Origin of the sequence: Brevundimonas denitrificans, from assembly GCF_030160755.1 — a bacterium.
Lineage (GTDB): Bacteria > Pseudomonadota > Alphaproteobacteria > Caulobacterales > Caulobacteraceae > Brevundimonas > Brevundimonas denitrificans.
Map to the genome: position 1 here is coordinate 1 of NZ_BSOY01000008.1, position 21,100 is coordinate 21,100.

The window sequence follows — 21,100 nt, forward strand, 5'->3', positions numbered from 1 at the left end:
GGCGGCGGCGTCAGCGACGGCCCCGGCGGCGCGGACGCGGCTGGGCTTGCGCGACGGATCGGAGAGGGCCGAGCCCGAGGCGCCCTTGTGGATCGGGGCCGAGGTGCGGCGGCCCGGGATCGGCGCGGGCGTCGACACCGTATTGCCCGTCGGCAGATTCTCGGGCCGGATATGCTCGGCCAGCATCTCGCGGATGACGCGGGGACCGACCTCCTCGACCGAGCCGACCGGCAGGGTGCCGAGCTGGAACGGTCCATAGGCCAGGCGGATCAGGCGGTTCACGGTCAGGCCGAGATGCTCCAGCACCTTGCGGACCTCCCGGTTCTTGCCCTCGGTGATCGAGACGCTGATCCACAGATTGGCGGGGGCGTTGCCCTCGGTCTCCTTGGCCTTGTCCAGCGTGGCTTCGATCGGGCCGTAGCGGACGCCGTCGACAGTCACCCCGTCCTTCAGCGAATCCAGCTGCAGCTGGCTGACCCGGCCGCGAGCCCGGGCGCGGTACTGTCGGACCAGTTCGGTCGAGGGCAGTTCCAGCGCGCGGCTCAGCTCGCCGTCATTGGTCAGCAGCAGCAGGCCCTCGGTGTTCAGATCGAGCCGGCCCACCGACAACACCCGCGGCAGGCCGCTGGGCAGGGCGTCGAAGACGGTCGGCCGTCCGGCCGGATCGGTGTGCGAGGTCAGCAGACCGGCGGGCTTGTGATAGCGCCAGACGCGGGTCGCCTCGGCCGAGCCGATCGGCTTGCCGTCGACGGTGATGACGTCGTCGCGCGTCACCAGCACGGCGGGCGTGTCGAGGATCTTGCCGTTGACCGCCACCTTGCCGAGGCCGATCAGCCGCTCGACCTCACGGCGCGAGGCGATGCCGGCCCGGGCCATGACCTTGGCGATACGCTCGCTGCGTTTCGGACCTTCATCAACCTTCGGACCGGCCTTGCCGTCCTTCACGAACGGCTTGCCGCCCGGCTTGCCAAAGGATTTGCCGCCTTTCGGCGGGCCGCGATCGTCGCTGGTCTCGACGCGCTTGACGTAGGGTTTGCGGGGGCCGTCGCGGCTGTCGTCTTGACGCGGGCGCGGCTTCTTGTCGTTGTCTCGGGGATGGCTGGCCATGATGAGCGGTTCATGCACATGGCCTTGGCGTGTGCGCAAGCGGCGGCGGACGCGGGAGAGACTCCCGTAGGCTGTTTGATCGTCGACGAATCGACCGGCGAGGTCGTCGCCGAAGGCCGCAACGGCCCCATCGGCGCCCACGATCCGACCGCCCATGCCGAGATCGTCGCCATGCGGGCGGCGGCCGCGAGACTGGGAAACTACCGACTGACAGGCCTTACCCTCTATGTGACGCTCGAGCCCTGCGCCATGTGCGCCGGGGCTATCAGCCACGCCCGCATCGGCCGGCTGGTCTGGGGCGCCGACGATCCCAAGGGCGGGGCGGTGGCGCACGGCCCGCGCTTCTTTGACCAGCCGACCTGCCACTGGCGGCCCGCGACCGAGGGCGGGGTCCTGGCCGCCGAGGGCGGCGAGCTGCTGCGCGCCTTCTTCCGCGCCCGCCGCAAGGGAACGGCGGCGCCTGATGTACGTTAATCCGCCGGGCCGCACGGCTCAGCTTGTTCGAGAGTCCGTATGAAGTCCCTGGTCCTGGTCGCCGCCCTCACCTGCCTCGCGACCGCCGCCTGCGGTCAGAAGCCGCAGGATGCGCCGACAGACGGGGATTCCGTGCGCGAGCGGGCGCAGGAGGCCCAGACCGCGCGCCGCCGCACCGGCGCCGAGGCGCAGGACCGGGCCCTCAACCGGGTCATCCGCACCGTCTATCTGTGCAACAACAGCGAGCGCCTGTCCGTCGATTTCGACAACCCGCGCCAGATGGCGACGGTGCGCAACTCCAGCGGCGAGGCCGTGGACCTGTACCAGGAGCGGGCCGCCGAAGGCATCTGGTACAAGGCCTCGGGCTATGAACTGCGCGGCGAGGGCGTCATGGCGACCTGGACCTCGGACGGCCGTCCCCCGACCGATTGCCGGGCCGTCGACTAGCCGAACGCCGCCAGCCTCGCATCCAGCCGCGCCCGGACCGCGGGCCAGTCGTCGTCGAGAACGGCGAACTGGGCGGTGTCGCGAATCCGGCCCTTGAAGGTGATCTTGTGCTTGCGCAGCACGCCCTCGTCGCGCGCGCCCAGCTTGCGGATCGCGGCCTGGCTGCCCGGATTGATGGCGTCGGTGAGGATCTCGACCCGGACCGCGCCGCCGTCGAAGGCATGGCCCAGCAGCAGTCGCTTGCAGGACGGATTGACCGGCCCACCGCGCGCCTCCGGCCTGTAGAAGGTCGAGCCGATCTCGCAGCGGCGATAGTCGGGCTTGATCTCGTAGAGGCTGGTCGTGCCGACGATCGCGCCGTCCTCCCGCCGCCGCACGGCCCAGGCGATGCGCGTCCCCTGCGCCATCGCCCGTAGCGCCGACGCCCACCAGCCGCCGAAATGCGGGCCGTAGCCGGCGGCGACCATGATGTCCCAGGACGCCGCGTCGCAATCCAGCGCGGCGCACACCTCGCCTTCCAGCGAAGCTGTCAGGGGCTCCAGCCGCACGAAGCGGTTTTCCAGCGGGACGACGGCCAGCACCATCGGAGTGTGGCTCATGACGCGCCTTCGGTCTTCAGAAACGCCGCGACGGCGGCGCGATGGACGGCCTTGTCGACAAAGGCCTCCCCGATGCCGCGGGCCAGGATCAGGGTCAGACCTCCGCCCTCCGCCTTCTTGTCGCCAGCCATGCGGGTCACCAGCGCCTCCGCCGAAAAGGCCCCGACGGCGTCCAGTCGGGTCGGCAGGCCCGCCGCCGCCATGACCGCCTCGACCCGCACCGCATCCTCGCCCGAACACAGACCGTTGGTCGCGGCAAACCGGAACGCCAGCGCACAGCCCAGGGCCACCGCCTCGCCATGGGTCAGTTTCGTCTCGTCAAAGCCAAGCTCGGCCTCGATGGCGTGCCCGAAGGTATGGCCGAGGTTGAGCAGGGCGCGCCGCCCGACTTCCTTCTCGTCCTCGCCGACGATGGCGCTCTTGATCTCGATCGACCGGACCACCGCGCGGGTCAGGGCGGCGGGATCCCCTCCGGCGCCGACGGCTCCCTCTCCAGCCAGCCAGTCGAAGAAGGCCGGATCGCAGATCAGGCCGTGCTTCAGCACCTCGGCCCAGCCTGAGCGCAGCTGGCGCGGCGGCAGGGTGGCCAGCAGGTCGATGTCGGCGACCACCAGCCTTGGCTGATGAAAGGCGCCGACCAGGTTCTTGCCGCGCGGGGTGTCGATCGCCGTCTTGCCGCCGACCGAGGAATCGACCTGGGCCAGCAGGGTCGTGGGAACCTGCACGAAGTCGATGCCGCGCATGAACAGGGCCGCCGCCAGACCCGCGAGGTCGCCCACGACGCCGCCGCCCAGGGCCACGATCAGGTCGCGCCGGTCGAGGCCGAAGGCCAGCAGCCGGTCGATCACCCGCTCCAGCTCGGCGAAGGATTTCGAGGCTTCGCCGGGCGGCACGGTCAGCAGCCGGGCACGGACCCCGGCGGCCTCCAGCGCCGCCAGCACGGCCGGTCCGTGCAGGGCGGCGACGGTCTCGTCCGTGATAATGACGGTCCGGCCCTGCGCGAGGGCGGCGATCCGTCGGCCCAGATCGGGCAGCAATCCCCGGCCGATGACGACGTCATAGGCCCGGAAACCGCCACCGGAGACGGTGATGACCGTGCTCATGCCGCCGCCTCGGTCCAATAGGCTTCGAGGGCGCGGACGATGCCGTCGACCGCCTCTCCATGGGCGCCGCTGGCGACGTCCACGATCACGTCGGCGCAGGCGTAGAAGGGATAACGCACCTCGGCCATGGCTTTCAGCGCCTCCATCGGATCCCGGCCGCGCAGCAGCGGACGGGTGTCGCGCCGTTGCACCCGGCTGGCCACAGTCTCGAGGTCGGCCCGCATCCAGACCGTGACGGCGCGCGCCTTGAGCTCGGCCCGGGTTTCCGGATTGAGCACCGCCCCGCCGCCGGTCGCCAGCACCATGCGCGGCGCATGCAGCAGGCGCTTCAGCACCCGCGCCTCCCCGGCCCGGAATTCGGATTCACCGAGCTGTGCGAAGATGTCGGAGACGGTCATGCCCGCCGCCGCTTCAATCTCGATATCGCCGTCCGCGAAAGGCAGGCCCAGCCGTTTGGCCAGCCGGCGCCCGACCGTCGATTTGCCCACCCCCATCAGCCCGACCAAGGCTATGGTGCGGTCATGAACGGGAATCGGTTCGTCATCGCTCGCCACGGGGCTCATGACCGGCCTCGCGAGAGGCGGCTGGACGGCGACGGAACGGGCGGCGGCAGGCACGGCATCACCCCACCACCCTCTACACCAAGCGCCGCTGTCGCAAAGCGCTCCCGCGCATGAGCACGCCGCAGGTCGAGGCCTTTCTGGAAATGATGGCCGTCGAGCGTGACGCCTCGCCCCACACCCTGTCCGCCTATGGCCGGGATCTGGCCGACGCCGAAGCGGGGATCGCGGGCGGTCTGATGCGCGGCGACGAGGTCGGGGTCGAGGCCTGGTTCGCCGATCTGGGCCGCCGCGGCCTGTCCCCGGCCACCCAGGCGCGGCGACGCTCGGCGGTGCGGCAGTTCTATCGCTTCGCTCTCGGCGAGGGTTGGCGGGCCGATGATCCCTCGCGAAGACTGGATGCGCCGAAGCAGGGGCGGAGCCTGCCCCGGACGCTGGACGGCGAGGAAATCGAGCGACTCCTCAAGGCGGCGGCGCAGCATGACGGCGCGGCAGGGGTGCGCATGGTTGCGCTGGTGGAGCTGGCCTACGCCTCGGGGCTGCGCGTCTCGGAACTGCTGGGGCTGAAGGTCGAGGCCGTCCGGCGCGACCCTGCCTTCCTGATCGTGCGCGGCAAGGGCGGCAAGGAGCGGCTGGCCCCGCTGAACGCCTCGGCGCGGGCGGCGGTCAGGACCTGGCTGGTCGCCCGCGACGCCGCCCGCCCGGAGAAGGCTCCGGACAGCCCGTGGCTGTTCCCCTCGGCCTCGGCCAACGGCCATCTGACCCCGCGCCGCTTCGCCCAGTTGCTGGATCAGGCCGCCGTCGACGCCGGCATCGACCCGGCCCGGGTCAGCCCCCACGTCCTGCGCCACGCCTTCGCCACCCATCTGCTCGAAGGCGGGGCCGACCTGCGGGTGGTCCAGACCCTGCTGGGCCACGCCGACATCGCCACGACGCAGATCTACACCCACGTCGCGACGGACCGCCTGGCCCAGGTGGTGCGCGACAAGCACCCCTTGGCGCGGGATGAGTGAACCGCGATGTCCGTCCGTTCAAACTATCTGACAGCCCTCACCCTGCATGTCTTTGCGGTGCTCGCCTACGCCTTGGTCCCGGCGTTCCCGCTTGTCCTGAAGGGCTGGTACTTCCCCGGTTTCATCCTGCTGGCGCTAGCGGGCCTCTGGATCAGCTTCGCCTTTGCCTGCCCGGCGTGCGGCTTGTCGGTGGCCTGGCGCAAGATTCCATTCAACGGCAAGACCCTGTATGGCCACGTTCCATGGCCGCCCCGGCGCTGCAGCGGCTGCGACGAACCGTTTAAGGACTGAACCCGTGCTTGCTCCCCGGCGTTGACCTGACTAGGTTCCGCCGCCTTCCGATGCGCCACGCGGCGCGCCTGTTCCGGACGCCTGATGGCCGTGCACTACCTCGAGTTTGAAAAGCCGATCGCCGATCTGGAGGCGAAGATCGAGGAGCTGAACCTGCTCTCCTCGACCTCCGGCTCGTTCGACGCCGAGGTCGAACAGCTGCGCAAGAAGGCCGAGCAACTGCGCCGGAAGACCTACGCCAGCCTCGATCCCTGGATGAAGACACAGGTCGCGCGCCACCCGCAGCGGCCGCATTTCGTGGACTATGTCGAGGGGCTTTTCACCGACTTCGTCGAGCTGAAGGGCGACCGTCAGTTCGGCGACGACCAGGCCATCATCGGCGGCCTCGCCCGGTTCCGCGGCGCGCCCGTCGTGCTGATGGGCCATGAGAAGGGCCACGACACCCAGACCCGCGTCGTCCACAATTTCGGCATGGCCCGGCCGGAAGGCTACCGCAAGGCGGTGCGGCTGATGGATCTGGCCGAGCGTTACGGCCTGCCGGTCCTGACCTTCGTCGACACCGCCGGCGCCTATCCGGGTCTCGGCGCCGAGGAGCGCGGCCAGGCCGAGGCCATCGCCCGCTCCACCGAACGCTGCCTGACCCTGGGCGTGCCCTCCATAGCCACCATCACCGGCGAGGGCGGCTCCGGCGGGGCCATCGCCATCGCCGCCGCCGGCCGGGTGCTGATGCTCGAACATTCGATCTATTCGGTCATCTCGCCCGAGGGCGCGGCCGGCATCCTGTGGCGCGACGGCGCCCGGGCGCGCGACGCCGCCATGGCCATGAAGATCACCGCCCCCGACCTGGTCGAGCTGAAGATCGTCGACCGGATCATTCCCGAGCCTGTGGGCGGGGCGCATGCCGACCGAGAAGCCGCCGTCGCCGCCGTCGGCGACGTCCTGGCCGAGGAGTTGGCGGCCCTTTCGGGCCTGACGCCGGACCAGTTGCGCAAGGCCCGGGCGGACCGCTTCTACGCCATCGGCCGCGCAATCTAGCGAGGTCGGTCGCACCGTCGCGGATCCATTAACCACTCCGCCACTCTGACGTGTCAGCCTCTTCGTCATGTACGCGTTCTGGTCTTTCCCCGCTCGACTCCCTTCGCCATGAGCGATCTTGGTGAAACACTGCGCGACAGCGCCGTGATCAATCTCGCCGCCGCGGTGACCATGGTGGTGGACGATTCGGGCTTCGCGCTCGACCTGACGGCCCAGGCCCTGCTCGGGTTCGGAATCCGGACACGCTATGCATGCCGCAGCGCGGCGGAAGCGATCGAGATACTGCAGGACAATCCCGTCGATCTGCTGGTCGTTGACTGCGAGATGCCGGACATGGACGGTTACGAGCTGGTTCGCTGGCTGCGCCGTTCAGGACTGGATCCGAACACCTTCGTGCCGGTGATCATGACCGCCCCGCACCTTCGGCGCTCCCGCGTAACCGAGGCCCGGGATTGCGGCGCGAGTTTCGTCATCACCAAGCCGTTCAGCGCCACAACCCTGCTGGAACGGATCGTCTGGGTCGCGCGCGACAGCCGGCCCTTTCTTGAGGTCGGCGACTATTTCGGCCCCGACCGCCGGTTCCGTGAGATGAAACCTCCCGGCGAGGAGCGCCGCGCCTCCGTGATCCGCAAGGCCCAGTTCGAGGCGGCCAGGAACGAGACAGGCGCTCGGGAGACCCAGGCATGACGGTCATCACCCACGCGCGGCGCAAGTCCAATCTGGCGAAGATGATCGACTCGGCCGGCGGCGTCAGCGTCGGCGTGGCCCTGGCCGCCGCGCGCGCGAACATCGAAAAGAAGCGCGCCGAAGCGATGGAGATCGTCGAGGCCCAGGTGACGGCGCTGGAGGCCGTTCCGGTTCCCGCAACGCCCGGCGAGGCGCCGTCCCGACTCGAGCAGGCCTACCACACCGCCACCGGCGTCATAGACGCGGCCGGGCCGTTTGAGCTCCGGGATATTTGCCAGGCCGCCGCGGGTCTGTGCGATCTGATCGACGCCGCGCCGGCGGGCGGCAAGTTCGACTGGCGAATCGTCACCGTCCACGCGCAGTCGCTTCGGCTGTTGCTGACCTTGCCGCCTGAGGCGATCGAGGCGCGGGTTCGGGTGCTGGACAGCCTGCGTCAGGTGGTCAATCGCAAGACGGCTCAGACCGGCTGACGCTCCGTCCGCGCGCCGCGCGTCTGTTTGCGCCACAGGGCCGCATACTCCCCGCCCAGATGCGCCACCAGTTCGTGGTGGGCGCCGCGCTCGACGATCCGTCCGGCCTTCAACACCAGTATCTGGTCGGCGTCGGCGATGGTGGACAGCCGGTGCGCGACGACCAGGGTCGTACGGCCCGTCCGGGCCTTTCGCAGCGTCTTCTGGATGGCGGCCTCGGTGCGGCTGTCCAGCGCGCTGGTGGCCTCGTCGAGGATCAGGATGCACGGATCGGCCAGCAGGGCGCGGGCGATGCCGACGCGCTGGCGCTCCCCGCCGGACAGTTTCAGGCCGCGCTCGCCGACCCGGGTCTCCATGCCTTCGGGCAGCTCCCGAATGAAATTGGCCAGCTCGGCCGCTTCTGCCGCCGCCCAGATGGCGGCGTCGTCGGCGTCGGGTCTGGCGAAGCCGATGTTGGCGCGGATGCTGTCGTTGAACAGGGCCACGTCCTGCGGCACCAGGGCGACGGCGGCGCGCAGGGAGGCCTGGGTGACCTGCCGCGCGTCCAGCCCGTCGATCAGCACCCGGCCCTCCTGCGGGTCCAGCAGCCGCAGGGCCAGTTTGACGATGGTCGACTTGCCCGATCCGGACGGCCCGACCAGCGCCGTGGTCGTGCCCGGCGGGGCGATGAAACTGACATCCTCCAGCCCGTTGGCGCGGGCGTCGTGGCGGAAGCCGACATGTTCAAAAGCCAGGGCCGCGCCGCGCGCATCGGCCGGACGGGGCAGCGACACGGCGTCAGCGGCGTCCGCGACCTGCGGCGTCTGCCGCGTCACCTTCGACATCTCTTCCATGTCGATGAAAGACTGACGGATTTCCCGATAGGCGAAGCCGAGAATGTTCAAGGGCGCATAGAGGGAGATCATGATCAGCACCGCCGCCATGACGTCTCCCGGCCCCATCCGGCCGGCCGCCGCCTCGAACCCGGCCATGACCGCCATGACGGCCAGGCCGATGTTCATGATCACCGCCTGCATGATGTTCAGCATGGCGAGCGAACTGTTGGCCTTCAGCGCCGCGCGCGTGTAGTCGCCCAGCGCCCGGTCATAGGCGCCGGCGGCCCGGGCCTCGGCCCCGAAGGACTTGACCGTCTCATAGTTCAGCAGGGCGTCGACCGAGACGCCCGCGGCCTCGGTGTCGGCGGCGTTCATCTCCCGCCGGTGCTCCAGCCGCCAGTTGGCCAGGGCGAAGGTCGAGGCGGAGTAGATGGCGACCACCGCCACCGCCACCGCCCCGAACCGCCAGTCATAGCGTCCGGCCAGAACCCCCGCGGCCAGCACCAGTTCGACGCCGGTCGGGATCAGGTTGAAGGCCAGGATGCGCAGCAGGAAATCGACCGCCCGGGCGCCCCGATCCATCGTCCGGGACAGCGAACCGGACCGCTTGGTCTGGTGGAAGTTCAGCGACAGGCTCAGCGCGTGGGCGAAGGTCTCGGTCGCGGCCCGCCGCTGGGCGGCCGACCGCACCGGGGCGAAAACCACGTCCGAGGCGTTGGGCGCGATGGCGGACAGCAGCCGGACAAAGGCCCAGCCCACGGCGAAGCCGGCGAAGCCCATGCCGACGGCGACCGCCGCGCCCTGTCCGGCCGCGAGATGATTCACCGCCGCGCCGAGGACCAGCGGCCCCAGCACGCCCAGTCCCTTGCCGCCCAGGGTCATGCCGATGGCGGCGATCAGGCGCAGCCGCAGCTGGGGCGCGTTGGAACGGCCGACCAGCCGGATCAGATCACCCAGGGCCCGCCAGGCCGGCGGTCCGTCCGCGACCGGCCCCGGCGTTCCCGCCTGAGCCGCCTTTGCGACGGAATCCCCTCGTCGTCCCGCCCGCTCGCCTCGCATTGCCATGCGCGCAGATATGGACCGCGCCGTCGGATGCGCAAAGGGCGGGCTGACGAAAGGCCCACGTCAGTTTCGGTCGCAGGCCCGCGAACGGCCCCTGCCCCGCCGCGTCCGACTCCTGTAAGTCCGTCCCATGGCTCGTGACGGCGCAATCTATGTCTGCCAGGCCTGCGGGGCCGTCCATGGCAAATGGTCGGGCCAGTGCGGGGCCTGCAACCAGTGGAACTCCATCGTCGAGGAGAGCCGCTCGGCCCCTCCGGGCGCGATGAAACCCGCCACCGGCGCGGCGGCGCGCGGACGTGGCGTGCAGTTCGAAACCCTGCAGTCCGACACGCCCGAGCCGCCGCGCATCATCACCGGCGTGGCCGAGTTCGACCGCGTCTGCGGCGGCGGCGTGGTGCCCGGCTCGGCCATATTGCTCAGCGGCGACCCCGGCGTCGGCAAATCGACCCTGCTGCTGGACGTGGCCGGCCGCGCGGCCCTGTCGGGGCGGCGCGTGGCCTATATCTCGGGCGAGGAGGCGGTCGAGCAGATCCGGGCCCGGGCGAAGCGGATGGGCCTGCAGAAGGCCCCGGTCGAACTGGCCTCGGCCACGGCGCTGCGCGAGATCCTCGCCACGCTGAAGCGCGAGAAATTCGACATCGTCATCGTCGATTCGATCCAGACCCTGTGGTCCGACGCCCACGAGGCAGGGCCGGGCTCGGTGACCCAGGTCCGCGCCTGCGCCGGCGAGATGGTGCGGCTGGCCAAGTCGCAGGGCGTCGCCGTCATCCTCGTCGGCCACGTCACCAAGGACGGTCAGGTCGCCGGTCCGCGCGTGGTCGAACACATGGTCGACGCAGTGCTGAGCTTTGAAGGCGAGCGCGGCTATCCGTTCCGCATCCTGCGCGCCGGCAAGAACCGCTTCGGCGCCACCGACGAGATCGGCGTGTTCGAAATGGGCGACGCCGGCCTGCGCGAGGTGGCCAATCCTTCCGCCCTCTTCCTCGGCGAGAGCAAGGACCGGGCCCCGGGTGCGGCGGTGTTCGCCGGCATCGAGGGCTCGCGGCCCGTGCTGGTCGAGATGCAGGCTCTCGTGTCCAAATCGGCCTATGGCACGCCGCGGCGGGCCGTGGTCGGCTGGGACACCGGGCGGCTGGCCATGGTGCTGGCCGTGCTCGAGGCGCGCTGCGGCTTCGGCTTCGGCGACCAGGACGTCTATCTGAACGTGGCCGGGGGCCTGCGGATCAACGAACCGGCGGCGGACCTCGCGGCCGCCGCGGCCCTGATCAGTTCGGCGACCGACACGCCCCTGCCCCAGGGCTGCGTCGTGTTCGGCGAGATCAGTCTGTCGGGCGAGATCCGCGCCGTCGGCCGGGCCGAGGCGCGGCTGCGCGAGGCGCAGAAGCTGGGCTTCGACCGGGCCCTGACCCCGCCCCTGACCGTCAAGCACAAGGGCGTCGGGGTGACATCGGTGACGCGGCTGACCGAAGCGGTCGAACGAATCTCGCAAAACCGCTATTGAGGTCGGGCAGACTGCAGTTCGGGCGCGCATGACCGGTTTCGACGTAATCGCCATTCTGGTCATCCTCGCCTCGGCGGCGGCCGGCTGGGTGCGCGGCGGCACGCGCGAGATCATCACCCTGCTGAGTTTCGTCCTGGCCGCCTTCATCGCCCTCGTGGCCCTGCCGCTGACGGCGCCGCTGGGGCGGGCGCTGGTCGATCCGGACTGGGCCGGCACGATCGCCGCCGCCGTCGCCTCCTTCCTGCTGATCTATTTCGGCATCCGCATCTTCGGCTCGGTCCTGTCGAAACGGGCCCAGGCCCATCCGCAGCTGGGCGGCGTCGACCGCATTGTCGGCGTCTTCGTCGGGGCGGCGCGGTCGCTGGTCCTGCTGGGCGCCATCCATCTGGTCGTCGTCGCCGCCATGCCGGGCGAGCGCACCCCGCGCTGGCTCAGCGAGGCGGCCCTGCGGCCAGTCACCGCCGGCGCCGCGCGGATGATCCAGATCGTCCTGCCGGGCATCGGCCGGGGCGCCGACGCCCTGACGCCGGTCGTGACTTCGTCCGTGAACGAGGGCTTTTCCGGTGAAGAAGCCTTGCCCTCGCCCCAAACAAACAATACTCCGCCGCCGTCCGCCGCCGACTAGCGTTCCCAGCATCATCGGAGCCCCACGATGAGCAGTCCCGTCCATTCCATCGCTGACCCGGTCGTTCACCGGGCGCATCACCGCGACGCCGACGACGACCGGCCGCGGCTGGAGTGCGGCGTCTGCGGCGTCTGGGGCGCGGAAAAGAACGCCGCCTCGTCCATCGTCGCCCTCGGCCTGCACGCCCTGCAGCACCGCGGACAGGAAGCCTGCGGCATCGCCAGCGTCAACGACACCCGCTTCCACACCGAGCGGCACATGGGGCTGGTCGGCGAGGCCTTCGGCGGCACGGATCTGTCGGAACGCATGCCGGGCTCGGCGGCCGTCGGCCATACCCGCTATTCCACCGCCGGCGGCAGCTTCCTGCGCAACATCCAGCCGATGTTCGCCGATCTCGACCAGGGCGGCATCGCCGTCGCCCACAACGGCAATCTGACCAACCACCTCTATCTGCGGAACCAGCTGGTCGGCGAAGGGGCGATCTTCCAGTCGACCTCGGACTCCGAGGTCATCCTTCACCTCATCGCCCGCAGCCGTAAGGCCAAGATCGTCGACCGGTTCATCGACGCCATCGGCCGGATCGAGGGCGGCTACGCCCTGGTCTGCGCCACCCGGTCCAAGCTGATCGGCGCGCGCGACCCGCTGGGCATCCGCCCGCTGGTGCTGGGCCGTCTCGGCGACGCCTGGGTCCTGGCGTCGGAAACCTGCGCTCTCGACACCATCGGCGCGACCTTTGAACGCGACGTCGAGCACGGCGAGGTCATCATCATCGACCATGAGGGGCTGAAGTCGCTCAAGCCCTTCCCGACCCGCGAGGCGCGGCCCTGCCTGTTCGAATATGTCTATTTCGCCCGCCCGGACAGCGTGGTGAACGGCCGCTCCGTCTATGGGGTGCGCAAGCGGATGGGCATGAAACTGGCCCGCGAGCATGCGGTCGAGGCCGATGTCGTGGTGCCCGTGCCCGACTCGGGCGTGCCGGCCGCCCTCGGCTATGCCCAGGAGAGCGGCATTCCCTATGAGATGGGGATCATCCGCAGCCACTATCTCGGCCGCACCTTCATCCAGCCCAGCCAGGGCGCCCGCCAGAAGGGCGTGCGGATGAAGCACAGCCCCAACCGGTCGGTGCTGGAGGGCAAGCGGGTGGTGCTGATCGACGATTCCATCGTGCGCGGCACGACCTCGGTCAAACTGGTCCGCGCCGTCCGGGCCGCGGGCGCGGCGGAGGTTCACCTGCGTTCGGCCTCGCCGCCGATCCTGTGGCCGGACTTCTACGGCATCGACATGCCCGAGCGGGACCAGCTGATCGCCGCCAATATGACGCTGGAGGAGATGCGGGCCCACCTTGAGGTCGACTCCTTGGGGTTCCTGTCGGTCGACGGCCTGTATGAGGCCATGGAGGCCGGTCCGCGCGATCCGCGCCAGCCGCAGTTCACGGACCACTATTTCACCGGCGAATACCCGACCCGCCTGCTGGACCGCGAGATCGAGGAAGGCGGGCGCGAGGTCGCCGCCCGGCAACTTTCCCTTCTGGTCAGCGCTTAAACGCCACAAAGTTCCGCACAGGACGCGCCATGATCCAGCTCGGCTATTTCACCATGGACACCGAAAACATCGAAAAGGCGCGGGCCTTCTATTCCGCCCTGTTCGGCTGGACCTTCGACGAAGCCGAGTCGCATCCGAACTACGCCCATGTGGAGGGCGGTCAGCCTTCCTTCGGCTTCACCAAGGTGGAGCGGGCCAAGGACAATCCGCACCTGTATTTTCGCGTCGACGACGTCGAGCGGCTGTGCGCCCGGGTGGTCGAGCTGGGGGGCAAGGCGGCCATACCGTCCGAGACGCCGTCCGGCGTCACGGCCGTGGTCTGCGACGACCAGGGCGTCAGCTTCAGCCTGTGGCAACCGGCCCCCGGCTTCTAGCTTCCGCCGGGCCGACGGGCGCGCTATCAGGCCCGCCATGACCGACCTTCCTCTCAAAGACCGCATCGCCCTCGTCGTCGGAGCCTCGCGCGGCATCGGCTATGAGAGCGCCCTGGCGCTGGCCCGGGCCGGCGCGCATGTCATCGCCACGGCGCGGACGGTCGGGGGGCTGGAAGAGCTGGACGACGCCGTCTTCGCCGCCACCGGCAAACACGCCACCCTGATCCCGTTCGACCTGGTCGACGGCGGCGCCATCGACCGGCTTGGCGGGGCCATCTACGAGCGGTTCGGCCGGCTGGACGTCTGGGTGCAGGCGGCGGCGACCATGGGGGCCTCGGGCCTGACGCCGGTCAGCCACGCCGACCCGCGCATCTGGGCCAAGGTCGAGAAGACCAATTTCACCGCCGTCTATCGCCTGATCCGCTCGCTGGAGCCGCTGCTTAAGGCCTCCGACGCCGGACGGGCCGTCTATCTGACCACCAGCGTCGCCGCCGCGCCCAGGGCCTTCTGGGGCCTGTACGCGGCGACCAAGGCGGGGGCAGAGGCTCTGGTCAAATGCTGGGCTGACGAAATCGAATCGACGCCGATCCGGGTGTCGATCGTCGATCCGGGCCGGATGCGGACGGCGATGCGGGCCCAGGCCTTTCCGGGCGAGGATCCGCAGGACGTCATCCATCCGTCGGCCATCGGCCCGCTGATCGTCGAGCTGGCGCGCGGCGATCTGGAGCCACCGCTGGAGGTGAGTTTCAGGGACTGGAGCGCGGGGCCGGGCGTGGCGGCGCTGATCTGATCCGCCTCAGTCCGGGCGGAAGGTGATCGCGTACTGCACGATCCTGCCCGGCTCGCCCCCCTGCATATCCGCGCGAATCGTCAGGTCGGGCGCCGCAAGCAGGGCGGCCTCGCCGAAACCGAATCCGGGCGGCGTCTCGGCATGGACGATGCAGTCCGTCAGCTTGCCGGCGGGCGCGACCCGACATCGCAACACCACGACCCCTGTCACGCCCTGACTGTAGGCCTCACGCGGGTAATGCAGGCGCACGGGATCGGGCTGCCAACTGGCGGCGAGCCTCGTCTCGACCACCGGCGCACAGGCCACAGCCGAGAGCGCGGGCAGGATCGCGATCAGTCGGCGCATTTCCGGCCCTTATTTCTTCGGCAGGTGCTTCTGCCCCGTCCGCACCCGGCCTGACCGCGACACCTGACGCGCCCCGCCCCGCGCGCCCTTCTGGACGGCCACGGACGAACCGGCCTTCTTGTTGGCGCTGGCCTTGAGCCCGGCCAGAGGCTTCAGCTTGGTCTTGCCGGCCTTCTTCTGCTCCAGCGCCTTGCCGGGCAGATTGGACAGCATCTCGGCGCGCTCGGCCTTCTTGATGACCTTGCGCGGCGCGGTCTTGGCGTCGCCCTTGTAGCGTTCGGGCCCCGATTTGGAGCCGCCCGGCGCATAGGGATTCTCGCTGCCCGACTTGACCAGCAGGCGGATCGGCGTGCCGGGCAGGTCGAAGGATTCGCGCAGGTTGTTGACCAGATAGCGTTTGTATTGCTCGGGCATGGACTCGGCGCGGCTGGCCATCAGCACGAAGGTGGGCGGCCGGGCCTTGGTCTGGGCCATGTATTTGGGCTTGATCCGCTTGCCGTCGACGGCGGGGGGCGGATGCCTCTGGGTGGCCAGCGCCAGCCAGGTGTTGAGGTCCTTGGTCTTGACCTTGACCGACCAGGTCGCGTGGGCCTGAAGCACGGCGGGCATCAGGCGCTCGACGCCGCGACCGCTGTGCGACGACAGGGCGACGAAGGGCGAGCCCTTCAGCTGGGGCAGCTTGTCCTCGGCCATCTGGGTCAGCTTGGCCAGTTTCGACTGCGGCTCGGTCTCCAGGTCCCATTTGGCGGCGACATAGACCAGCGCCCGGCCCTCGCGCTCGACCAGATCGGCCAGTTGCAGGTCCTGGGTGTCGAAGGCGTCGTCCTTGTCCATGACCAGCACGACCACCTCGGCGAAGGTGATGGCGCGGATGGTGTCGGCGACCGACAGCTTCTCCAGCTTCTCCTGCACCCGGGCCTTGCGGCGCATGCCGGCGGTGTCGACCAGACGGATGTTCTGGCCTTCGTATTCCCAGTCGACCGAGATGGAGTCGCGGGTGATGCCGGCCTCGGGGCCGGTCAGCATCCGGTCCTCGCCGATCAGGCGGTTGATCAGGGTCGATTTGCCGGCGTTGGGTCGGCCGATGATGGCGATGCGGATCGGCTTGTCGGGCTCGTCGACCTCTTCGACGAAGATGTCGGCGCTGGCGGCGACGATGGCGGCGTACAGATCGGCCATGCCCTCGCCGTGCTCGGCCGAGATGGCGACCGGCTCGCCGAAGCCGAGCGAATAGGCCTCGCCGATGCCGCCGCCGCTCTCGCGGCTCTCGGACTTGTTGGCCAGCAGGATGACGGGCTTGTGCTGTTTGCGCAGGCGGTCGGCGAAGATCTGGTCCAGCGAGGTCACGCCCTCTCGGGCGTCCATCATGAACAGGATCAGGTCGCCGTCTTCCAGCGCCGCCTCGGTCTGTTCCCGCATCCGCGATTCGAGGCTGTCGTCGGTGACGTCCTCATAGCCGGCGGTGTCGATCAGCGTCAGGTCCATGTCGCCGATGTTGCCGTCGGCGTAGCGACGGTCGCGGGTCACGCCGGGGCGATCGTCGACGAGCGCGAGGCGCTTGCCGACAAGACGATTGAACAGTGTCGACTTGCCCACATTGGGGCGGCCGACGATGGCGACTTTGAGAGCCATGTCGGCCTTCTAACGCAGATTGAGGGTCCGGTGTCAGCGAATGCTGACGAGGTCGCCCCTGTCGGTGAGAACATACAGGGCGCCGTTGTAGGCGGCCGGAGCGATATACACGGGTCCGCCCAGGCGGATCGAGGCTGTCTGGGCGCCCGTCTTGGGATCGAAGGCGACCAGTTCGCCGTCCGAATTGGTCAGCACCAGCCGGTTGGAGGCCATCAGCGGACCCGACCAGACCGGCCGCACCGTGCGGTCGAAGAAGCCGAACATGCCGCCCTCCTGGCGGACGCGGCCCTCGTTGAGATCGCGGGTCCAGTAGATCTGGCCGCTGTCGCGGTTGATGACGGTCAGTTCGCCTTCCTTGGACACGACATAGACCACGTCGCCGACCGGCAGGGGCGCATTGACGCCGGCGATCGGCAGAGGCGCCCATTTCGGCTGGCCCGAGCGGATATCCATCGCGGACAGCACGCCCGAGTGGCTGACGGCGTAGACGACGCCGCGGCTGATCACCGGGCGGCCGGCGATGTCGCGGATTTCCGACAGGGCGCTGGTCCGGCTCGTGCGCGACAGGACCTGCTGCCACAGCGACTGGCCGGTCGAGGCGCGCAGGGCCACGACTTCGCCGGACGAGAAGGGCGCGATCACCGTGTCCCCGACCACCGCCGGGCTGGAGGCGCGCATCAGGCGGGCGGGCTCGGGGATGCCGCGATAGGACCAGTCCTGACGGCCGGTCGCGGTGTCGAAGGCCTGAATCTGGTTCTCGACGTCGACCACGAAGACCCGGCTGCCCGAGACGGTCGGGGCGCCGTGGATCGGCACATCGACCGGGGTGGACCAGATCACGGCGCCGGAGGCCTGATCGATGGCGGTCACGGTGCGATAGCCCGAGGACACGAAGACCTTGCCGCCGCCGACCGCGACGCCGCCGCCGAAGCCGCCGCCGTCAGACCGGCCGCCCATGCCGAGGAAGCCGGTGCGGCGCGAATCCTCGGCCGGCTTGATGTTGGTCCGCCAGGCCTGGGCGCCGGTTCCGGCGTCGAGCGCCGAGACGCTGGCCTCGCCGTCCAGCACGAAGACGCGGCCATTGTCGGCCACGACCGGAGCCATGACCTGTCGCGTGCGCGACGAACCGGCCCCGATGCCGCGACGCCAGGCGACGGTGAATTCGGCGCCCGCGATCACATGTTCGACTGCATTCTCGGCGTTTCCGCCCGGCTGGGTCCAGGCGGTCGCCGCCTGGGGCCCGGGGATGAAGAAGTCGCGGCCCGACAGGGCGGCCGACGGAACCAGCGCCTGTTCGAACTCAAGCACCGAAATCCGCTGGCCCTCGGTGGCGGTGGCCTGGGGCGAGTTGTCCCGGCCGAGGCCGAACGGCAGCATCCCCTGCACCGTGCTGCACGAGGCGAGGGTGACGGCCAGACCGCTCAACAGGGCGACTTTAAGCACGCGATTCATGGGGTACGTCCTGAAAGCGGGGATCAAGGGCGGGCCGGAGCGGCGGCGGGCGCCGCCGGGGCCGCCGGAGCCGGCGGGGCGACGGGAATGGCGGCCTGGGCGCGCACGATGGCGGCGAGGCCGGGCGCGCCGCCCGCGTCGATCGCCGCGATGGCGAGGTCGGCGCGCTGGGTGACGATTTCGGGGGTGTCCAGACCGTTCTTGAGCAGCACGAGCGCCTCGCGGGCCGGGGCGACCTGACCGTGCTGCAGACGGGCCATGGCCAGGGCTTCCAGAGCGAAGGCGCTGAACGGGCGGTCCTCCCTGGCGAGGGGTTCGAGTCGGGCCTCGACCTGTTCCAGGGTTTCGCTGTCCATGGCCAGCCAGGCGGCCTTGAGCGCGGCGGGATCGGAGAGCAGCGGGTCGCCGGACGCCCTGGCCGCCTCGTCCAGCAACGCGATCGCGTCGGGAACGCGGTTGGCGGCGAGGGCGATGCCGGCGCGCTGGCTCAGGGCCATGGCCTTGTAGGCGCTGTTGCCGTCCTTGGCCGCCTGGACGAAGGCGGCGTCGGCCCCGACCGGATTGTTGGCCTCGAGCGATTCCAGACCGCGGTCATAGGCGACCGAGGCCTTGTCGGCCTTCGACGTCTGCCAGCTGTCCCAGCCCCAGAAGGCCAGGGCGGCGATCAGGGCGACCAGAAGCACGCCGCCCGCGACGGGCAGCCAGGTGCGGGCCAGCCGCTTGTAGCGGTCGGAGCGAAGCTCCTCCTCGACCTGCTCGAAGACATCAACCACGGATACGTCGCCCCCAGAAAACGGCTGTCAGGCCGCTGAAATTCAGTCCGGCCGGACCCTAGAGGGTCCCCTGCCCCGCCGCAACGCACGGCTTAGGGCGTGGCGGGCTTTTTCGAGAAGTAGGTCTCGACTTCGGCAGGAAAACGGCGGGCCTTCACGTCAGCGGCGTAAGTCGCCACGGCCCGGTCGATCTCGCCGCGCATATCGGCGTAGCGACGGACGAATTTCGGGGTCCAGTCGAACAGGCCCAGCATGTCGGGCGTGACCAGGATCTGGCCGTCGCAGGCGGATGAGGCGCCGATGCCGATCGTGGGTTTGTCGATGGCCAGGGTGATGTCGCGGGCCAGCCCCTCGGCCACGCCCTCGACCACCACGGCGAAGGCTCCGGCGTCCGCCGTGGCCTCGGCCTCGCTCAGGACGCGCAGCCGCTCCTCGTCGGTCCGGCCCTTGGCCTTGAAGGCCCCGTCGGTCAGCACGGCCTGGGGCCGCAGGCCGACGTGGCCCATCACCGGAATGCCGCGCTGGACCAGATAGGCGATGGTTTCCGCCACGGTGGGACCGCTTTCGACCTTCACCCCCTGGGCGCCGGTCTCCTTCATCACGCGGGCGCAGTTCTGGTAGGCCTGCTCCTTGCCGCCCTCATAGCTGCCGAACGGCATGTCGATGACCACCATGGCCCGGCGCGAGCCGCGCATGACGGCCTGGCCGTGCATGATCATCATCTCCAGCGTCACCCCGACGGTGTTGGGCATGCCGTGGACCACCATGCCGACGCTGTCGCCGACCAGCAGCAGGTCGCAGTGGTCGTCCAGCAGGGCGGCCGTCGGGGCGTCATAGGCGGTCAGGCAGACGATCGGCTCGCCGCCCTTGCGCGCCCGGATGTCGGGCGCGGCGATGCGTTTGACCGCTTCCTGCTTCTGGCTGGACATGGGGAGGTCCTCCTGTTGGGACCTCCTAGATAGTCGCCGCGGTCCGCCCCGTCATCCCTCGGGAAGACGGGGCGGCGGATCACATGTCCTGCGACAGCTTCATCACCCCGGCGGCGGCCACGGCGATCAGGGCCCCGGCGGCGATCCAGAACATCTGCATCCCGCCCATGGAGCCCAGCTCCAGATTGGCCAGGCCCAGCTGGTCGAGACCCGTCTGAACCGCGCTCTGGGTGTTGAACGAGACGCTGCGGATCCCCTGACCCAGCGCATTGCCGGCCACGACGCCGTCGCCGGCGCCCAGGTTGACGCTCATCGTTTCGCGCACCGCCACAACGCCGCCGATGACGCCGGCGAGGCCGAGGGCGAGGAAACGGATGTGCGAGCCCTTCTGCAGTTTCTGCTCGACCCGGGCGGTGAACAGGGCGGCGTCCGGCAGCTGGGGCGAGCGAGCGAACAGGCGCTCGATCTCAGGATCGAACTCGTCAGCCGACATGCTGCGCGCTCCCCAGGGGCTGTCCGGGCGGCTGGAGCCGCGCACGGAGTTTATCCAGACCACGTTTGACATGAGACTTCACCGTGCCGAGTGGCAAATTGAGGGCGGCGGCGATCTCTGGATGCGCCATGCCGGCCCCGTGACAAAGGGAGACACACAGTCGTTCGGGCTCGCTGAGCGCCTTGAGGGCTTCGTCGAGATCGACCAGGCCCGCATGATCGGTCGCGGGCGCGGCGTCTTCGTTCTCGACCTCGGCGACATAGCGGGCTTCCTTGGCGACCCGCTTGATGTAGAGGCGCGCCGCGATCCGCTTGACCCAGGCGGCGAAGGTGCCCTCGCCGCGGAATTCGGCGCAACGCTCGAACGCCTGGATGAAGGCGTCCTGGGCGATGTCGTCGGCGAGGGAGGCTTGCGCCCCCATCCGCCGCAGGAGTCCGCGCACCGCCGAGCCGTGGCGACGCACCAGTTCTCCGAACTCCCGCCGTCCGCCCGCCGCCGCAAGGGCGGCGAGCTCGACGTCGTGCCGGTCGACCAGGGATTGGGTCATGATGGTTCCCCCTGTCCGCCCGATCTCAGTCCTTGTTCTTGTTGAAGAAACTCAGGACGATGAAGGCCAGGCCGATGGTGACCGGGATGGCGGCGATGCCCAGCAGGCCGTCGCCGACATTGTCTTCCCACCCGCCGTTCAGCGAGCTGAAATCGTTGATCAGGCCGAACGCCGCGATACCGATGCCGACCGCCAGCCAGATGACCCCACGGCGGATGTCGCGGGTCCGCGACGGCAGGTTCTTGGTGACGTCCTTGGTCAGGGCGTCGAGGACCTCGGGCGGCAGGTCCTGGCCCTTGTCGATGGCGCGACGGACGGTTTCCTGGGTTTCGCGACGCTCGCGGAACTTCAGATAGGTCGGGCCGAAGATGATGGCGGTGATGCTGCCGAAGATCGACAGAATGGCCACCAGCGGGATGAAGTCTTCCATTGGG

General features: G+C 69.7%; 25 protein-coding genes. 12 read left to right on the top strand and 13 right to left on the bottom strand.

Annotated elements, in window-relative coordinates; translation table 11 throughout:
- Positions 1-1,107, bottom strand: a 1,107-nt coding sequence (locus QQJ79_RS03105) for a pseudouridine synthase (RefSeq protein WP_284221006.1), incomplete at its 3' end; no start/stop codon positions are given.
- On the opposite strand from QQJ79_RS03105, the gene tadA reads away from it, so the two are divergent.
- Together tadA and QQJ79_RS03115 are read left to right on the top strand one after the other, a co-directional pair.
- Positions 1,096-1,581, top strand: a complete 486-nt coding sequence (tadA, locus tag QQJ79_RS03110) for a tRNA adenosine(34) deaminase TadA (protein ID WP_284221008.1) — start codon at positions 1,096-1,098, stop codon at positions 1,579-1,581. The two genes, QQJ79_RS03105 and tadA, sit on opposite strands and share 12 nt — an antisense overlap.
- A gap of 39 nt (positions 1,582-1,620) precedes the next feature.
- Complete coding sequence (locus QQJ79_RS03115) at positions 1,621-2,028, top strand: MliC family protein (protein ID WP_284221010.1); 408 nt, start codon at positions 1,621-1,623, stop codon at positions 2,026-2,028.
- Here QQJ79_RS03115 and QQJ79_RS03120 read toward each other — a convergent pair.
- From QQJ79_RS03120 to QQJ79_RS03130, 3 genes are read right to left on the bottom strand one after another with little or no spacing between them, the layout of a single operon-like run.
- Positions 2,025-2,627: a GNAT family N-acetyltransferase gene (locus tag QQJ79_RS03120; protein WP_284221012.1), complete on the bottom strand. Its 603-nt coding sequence runs from the start codon at positions 2,625-2,627 to the stop codon at positions 2,025-2,027. The genes QQJ79_RS03115 and QQJ79_RS03120 overlap by 4 nt on opposite strands.
- Positions 2,624-3,730, bottom strand: coding sequence for a 3-dehydroquinate synthase (gene aroB / locus QQJ79_RS03125; RefSeq protein ID WP_284221014.1), 1,107 nt, complete (start codon positions 3,728-3,730; stop codon positions 2,624-2,626). The genes QQJ79_RS03120 and aroB overlap by 4 nt, the downstream gene beginning before the upstream one ends.
- Positions 3,727-4,293 carry a shikimate kinase gene (locus QQJ79_RS03130; protein WP_284221016.1) on the bottom strand — a complete coding sequence of 189 codons (567 nt, stop codon included), beginning with the start codon at positions 4,291-4,293 and terminating at the stop codon, positions 3,727-3,729. Before QQJ79_RS03130 ends, aroB begins: the two co-directional genes overlap by 4 nt.
- Positions 4,294-4,403: 110 nt before the next feature.
- On the opposite strand from QQJ79_RS03130, the gene QQJ79_RS03135 reads away from it, so the two are divergent.
- The 5 genes from QQJ79_RS03135 (at position 4,404) to QQJ79_RS03155 (ending at position 7,786) form a co-directional block, all read left to right on the top strand.
- A complete protein-coding gene (locus QQJ79_RS03135; RefSeq protein WP_284221018.1) occupies positions 4,404-5,303 on the top strand; it encodes a site-specific tyrosine recombinase XerD in 900 nt (299 codons plus the stop codon).
- Positions 5,304-5,309: 6 nt separating this feature from the next.
- On the top strand, positions 5,310-5,594 hold the full coding sequence (locus QQJ79_RS03140) for a hypothetical protein (RefSeq protein ID WP_284221019.1): 285 nt from the start codon (positions 5,310-5,312) through the stop codon (positions 5,592-5,594).
- 84 nt (positions 5,595-5,678) lie between these two features.
- Complete coding sequence (locus tag QQJ79_RS03145; protein WP_284221022.1) at positions 5,679-6,629, top strand: acetyl-CoA carboxylase carboxyltransferase subunit alpha; 951 nt, start codon at positions 5,679-5,681, stop codon at positions 6,627-6,629.
- 108 nt (positions 6,630-6,737) lie between these two features.
- On the top strand, positions 6,738-7,316 hold the full coding sequence (locus tag QQJ79_RS03150) for a response regulator (protein WP_284221028.1): 579 nt from the start codon (positions 6,738-6,740) through the stop codon (positions 7,314-7,316).
- Positions 7,313-7,786: a chemotaxis protein CheE gene (locus QQJ79_RS03155; protein ID WP_284221030.1), complete on the top strand. Its 474-nt coding sequence runs from the start codon at positions 7,313-7,315 to the stop codon at positions 7,784-7,786. Before QQJ79_RS03150 ends, QQJ79_RS03155 begins: the two co-directional genes overlap by 4 nt.
- Here QQJ79_RS03155 and QQJ79_RS03160 read toward each other — a convergent pair.
- Positions 7,774-9,660 (bottom strand): ABCB family ABC transporter ATP-binding protein/permease, encoded by a 1,887-nt coding sequence (locus QQJ79_RS03160; protein ID WP_284221125.1) that lies wholly within the window; start codon positions 9,658-9,660, stop codon positions 7,774-7,776. The two genes, QQJ79_RS03155 and QQJ79_RS03160, sit on opposite strands and share 13 nt — an antisense overlap.
- A 133-nt stretch (positions 9,661-9,793) precedes the next feature.
- On the opposite strand from QQJ79_RS03160, the gene radA reads away from it, so the two are divergent.
- From radA to QQJ79_RS03185, 5 genes are read left to right on the top strand one after another with little or no spacing between them, the layout of a single operon-like run.
- Positions 9,794-11,164: a DNA repair protein RadA gene (gene radA / locus QQJ79_RS03165; RefSeq protein ID WP_284221032.1), complete on the top strand. Its 1,371-nt coding sequence runs from the start codon at positions 9,794-9,796 to the stop codon at positions 11,162-11,164.
- Between the two features lie 28 nt (positions 11,165-11,192).
- Positions 11,193-11,789: a CvpA family protein gene (locus tag QQJ79_RS03170; protein ID WP_284221034.1), complete on the top strand. Its 597-nt coding sequence runs from the start codon at positions 11,193-11,195 to the stop codon at positions 11,787-11,789.
- A 27-nt stretch (positions 11,790-11,816) separates the two neighbouring features.
- Entirely contained in the window at positions 11,817-13,331 is a 1,515-nt protein-coding gene (gene purF, locus QQJ79_RS03175; RefSeq protein WP_284221036.1) for an amidophosphoribosyltransferase, read from the top strand.
- Positions 13,332-13,360: 29 nt separating this feature from the next.
- Positions 13,361-13,705 (top strand): VOC family protein, encoded by a 345-nt coding sequence (locus tag QQJ79_RS03180; protein ID WP_284221037.1) that lies wholly within the window; start codon positions 13,361-13,363, stop codon positions 13,703-13,705.
- A gap of 37 nt (positions 13,706-13,742) precedes the next feature.
- On the top strand, positions 13,743-14,495 hold the full coding sequence (locus QQJ79_RS03185; RefSeq protein WP_284221039.1) for an SDR family NAD(P)-dependent oxidoreductase: 753 nt from the start codon (positions 13,743-13,745) through the stop codon (positions 14,493-14,495).
- A 6-nt stretch (positions 14,496-14,501) separates the two neighbouring features.
- Here QQJ79_RS03185 and QQJ79_RS03190 read toward each other — a convergent pair whose 3' ends face one another.
- From QQJ79_RS03190 to QQJ79_RS03225, 8 genes are all read right to left on the bottom strand, one after another.
- Positions 14,502-14,840: a TonB family protein gene (locus QQJ79_RS03190; RefSeq protein WP_284221041.1), complete on the bottom strand. Its 339-nt coding sequence runs from the start codon at positions 14,838-14,840 to the stop codon at positions 14,502-14,504.
- 9 nt (positions 14,841-14,849) lie between these two features.
- A complete protein-coding gene (gene der, locus QQJ79_RS03195; protein ID WP_284221042.1) occupies positions 14,850-16,472 on the bottom strand; it encodes a ribosome biogenesis GTPase Der in 1,623 nt (540 codons plus the stop codon).
- 33 nt (positions 16,473-16,505) lie between these two features.
- Positions 16,506-17,924: a PQQ-like beta-propeller repeat protein gene (locus QQJ79_RS03200; protein ID WP_284221043.1), complete on the bottom strand. Its 1,419-nt coding sequence runs from the start codon at positions 17,922-17,924 to the stop codon at positions 16,506-16,508.
- Between the two features lie 23 nt (positions 17,925-17,947).
- Complete coding sequence (locus tag QQJ79_RS03205) at positions 17,948-18,697, bottom strand: tetratricopeptide repeat protein (RefSeq protein ID WP_284221044.1); 750 nt, start codon at positions 18,695-18,697, stop codon at positions 17,948-17,950.
- 92 nt (positions 18,698-18,789) lie between these two features.
- A complete protein-coding gene (panB, locus tag QQJ79_RS03210) occupies positions 18,790-19,626 on the bottom strand; it encodes a 3-methyl-2-oxobutanoate hydroxymethyltransferase (RefSeq protein WP_284221045.1) in 837 nt (278 codons plus the stop codon).
- A gap of 79 nt (positions 19,627-19,705) precedes the next feature.
- Positions 19,706-20,119 (bottom strand): hypothetical protein, encoded by a 414-nt coding sequence (locus QQJ79_RS03215; RefSeq protein ID WP_284221047.1) that lies wholly within the window; start codon positions 20,117-20,119, stop codon positions 19,706-19,708.
- A complete protein-coding gene (locus QQJ79_RS03220) occupies positions 20,109-20,666 on the bottom strand; it encodes an RNA polymerase sigma factor (RefSeq protein ID WP_284221049.1) in 558 nt (185 codons plus the stop codon). The genes QQJ79_RS03215 and QQJ79_RS03220 overlap by 11 nt, the downstream gene beginning before the upstream one ends.
- A gap of 25 nt (positions 20,667-20,691) precedes the next feature.
- Entirely contained in the window at positions 20,692-21,096 is a 405-nt protein-coding gene (locus QQJ79_RS03225) for a DUF6249 domain-containing protein (RefSeq protein ID WP_284221050.1), read from the bottom strand.
- Between the last annotated feature and the right edge of the window lie 4 nt (positions 21,097-21,100).

What these genes read in the sequence shown, in the direction of transcription:
- tadA (WP_284221008.1), top strand. Translation starts at nt 1,096, where the DNA reads ATGGCTGGCCATGATGAGCGGTTCATGCACATGGCCTTGGCGTGTGCG.
- QQJ79_RS03115 (WP_284221010.1), top strand. Translation starts at nt 1,621, where the DNA reads ATGAAGTCCCTGGTCCTGGTCGCCGCCCTCACCTGCCTCGCGACCGCC.
- QQJ79_RS03120 (WP_284221012.1), bottom strand. Translation starts at nt 2,627, where the DNA reads ATGAGCCACACTCCGATGGTGCTGGCCGTCGTCCCGCTGGAAAACCGC.
- aroB (WP_284221014.1), bottom strand. Translation starts at nt 3,730, where the DNA reads ATGAGCACGGTCATCACCGTCTCCGGTGGCGGTTTCCGGGCCTATGAC.
- QQJ79_RS03130 (WP_284221016.1), bottom strand. Translation starts at nt 4,293, where the DNA reads ATGAGCCCCGTGGCGAGCGATGACGAACCGATTCCCGTTCATGACCGC.
- QQJ79_RS03135 (WP_284221018.1), top strand. Translation starts at nt 4,404, where the DNA reads ATGAGCACGCCGCAGGTCGAGGCCTTTCTGGAAATGATGGCCGTCGAG.
- QQJ79_RS03140 (WP_284221019.1), top strand. Translation starts at nt 5,310, where the DNA reads ATGTCCGTCCGTTCAAACTATCTGACAGCCCTCACCCTGCATGTCTTT.
- QQJ79_RS03145 (WP_284221022.1), top strand. Translation starts at nt 5,679, where the DNA reads ATGGCCGTGCACTACCTCGAGTTTGAAAAGCCGATCGCCGATCTGGAG.
- QQJ79_RS03150 (WP_284221028.1), top strand. Translation starts at nt 6,738, where the DNA reads ATGAGCGATCTTGGTGAAACACTGCGCGACAGCGCCGTGATCAATCTC.
- QQJ79_RS03155 (WP_284221030.1), top strand. Translation starts at nt 7,313, where the DNA reads ATGACGGTCATCACCCACGCGCGGCGCAAGTCCAATCTGGCGAAGATG.
- QQJ79_RS03160 (WP_284221125.1), bottom strand. Translation starts at nt 9,660, where the DNA reads ATGCGAGGCGAGCGGGCGGGACGACGAGGGGATTCCGTCGCAAAGGCG.
- radA (WP_284221032.1), top strand. Translation starts at nt 9,794, where the DNA reads ATGGCTCGTGACGGCGCAATCTATGTCTGCCAGGCCTGCGGGGCCGTC.
- QQJ79_RS03170 (WP_284221034.1), top strand. Translation starts at nt 11,193, where the DNA reads ATGACCGGTTTCGACGTAATCGCCATTCTGGTCATCCTCGCCTCGGCG.
- purF (WP_284221036.1), top strand. Translation starts at nt 11,817, where the DNA reads ATGAGCAGTCCCGTCCATTCCATCGCTGACCCGGTCGTTCACCGGGCG.
- QQJ79_RS03180 (WP_284221037.1), top strand. Translation starts at nt 13,361, where the DNA reads ATGATCCAGCTCGGCTATTTCACCATGGACACCGAAAACATCGAAAAG.
- QQJ79_RS03185 (WP_284221039.1), top strand. Translation starts at nt 13,743, where the DNA reads ATGACCGACCTTCCTCTCAAAGACCGCATCGCCCTCGTCGTCGGAGCC.
- QQJ79_RS03190 (WP_284221041.1), bottom strand. Translation starts at nt 14,840, where the DNA reads ATGCGCCGACTGATCGCGATCCTGCCCGCGCTCTCGGCTGTGGCCTGT.
- der (WP_284221042.1), bottom strand. Translation starts at nt 16,472, where the DNA reads ATGGCTCTCAAAGTCGCCATCGTCGGCCGCCCCAATGTGGGCAAGTCG.
- QQJ79_RS03200 (WP_284221043.1), bottom strand. Translation starts at nt 17,924, where the DNA reads ATGAATCGCGTGCTTAAAGTCGCCCTGTTGAGCGGTCTGGCCGTCACC.
- panB (WP_284221045.1), bottom strand. Translation starts at nt 19,626, where the DNA reads ATGTCCAGCCAGAAGCAGGAAGCGGTCAAACGCATCGCCGCGCCCGAC.
- QQJ79_RS03215 (WP_284221047.1), bottom strand. Translation starts at nt 20,119, where the DNA reads ATGTCGGCTGACGAGTTCGATCCTGAGATCGAGCGCCTGTTCGCTCGC.
- QQJ79_RS03220 (WP_284221049.1), bottom strand. Translation starts at nt 20,666, where the DNA reads ATGACCCAATCCCTGGTCGACCGGCACGACGTCGAGCTCGCCGCCCTT.
- QQJ79_RS03225 (WP_284221050.1), bottom strand. Translation starts at nt 21,096, where the DNA reads ATGGAAGACTTCATCCCGCTGGTGGCCATTCTGTCGATCTTCGGCAGC.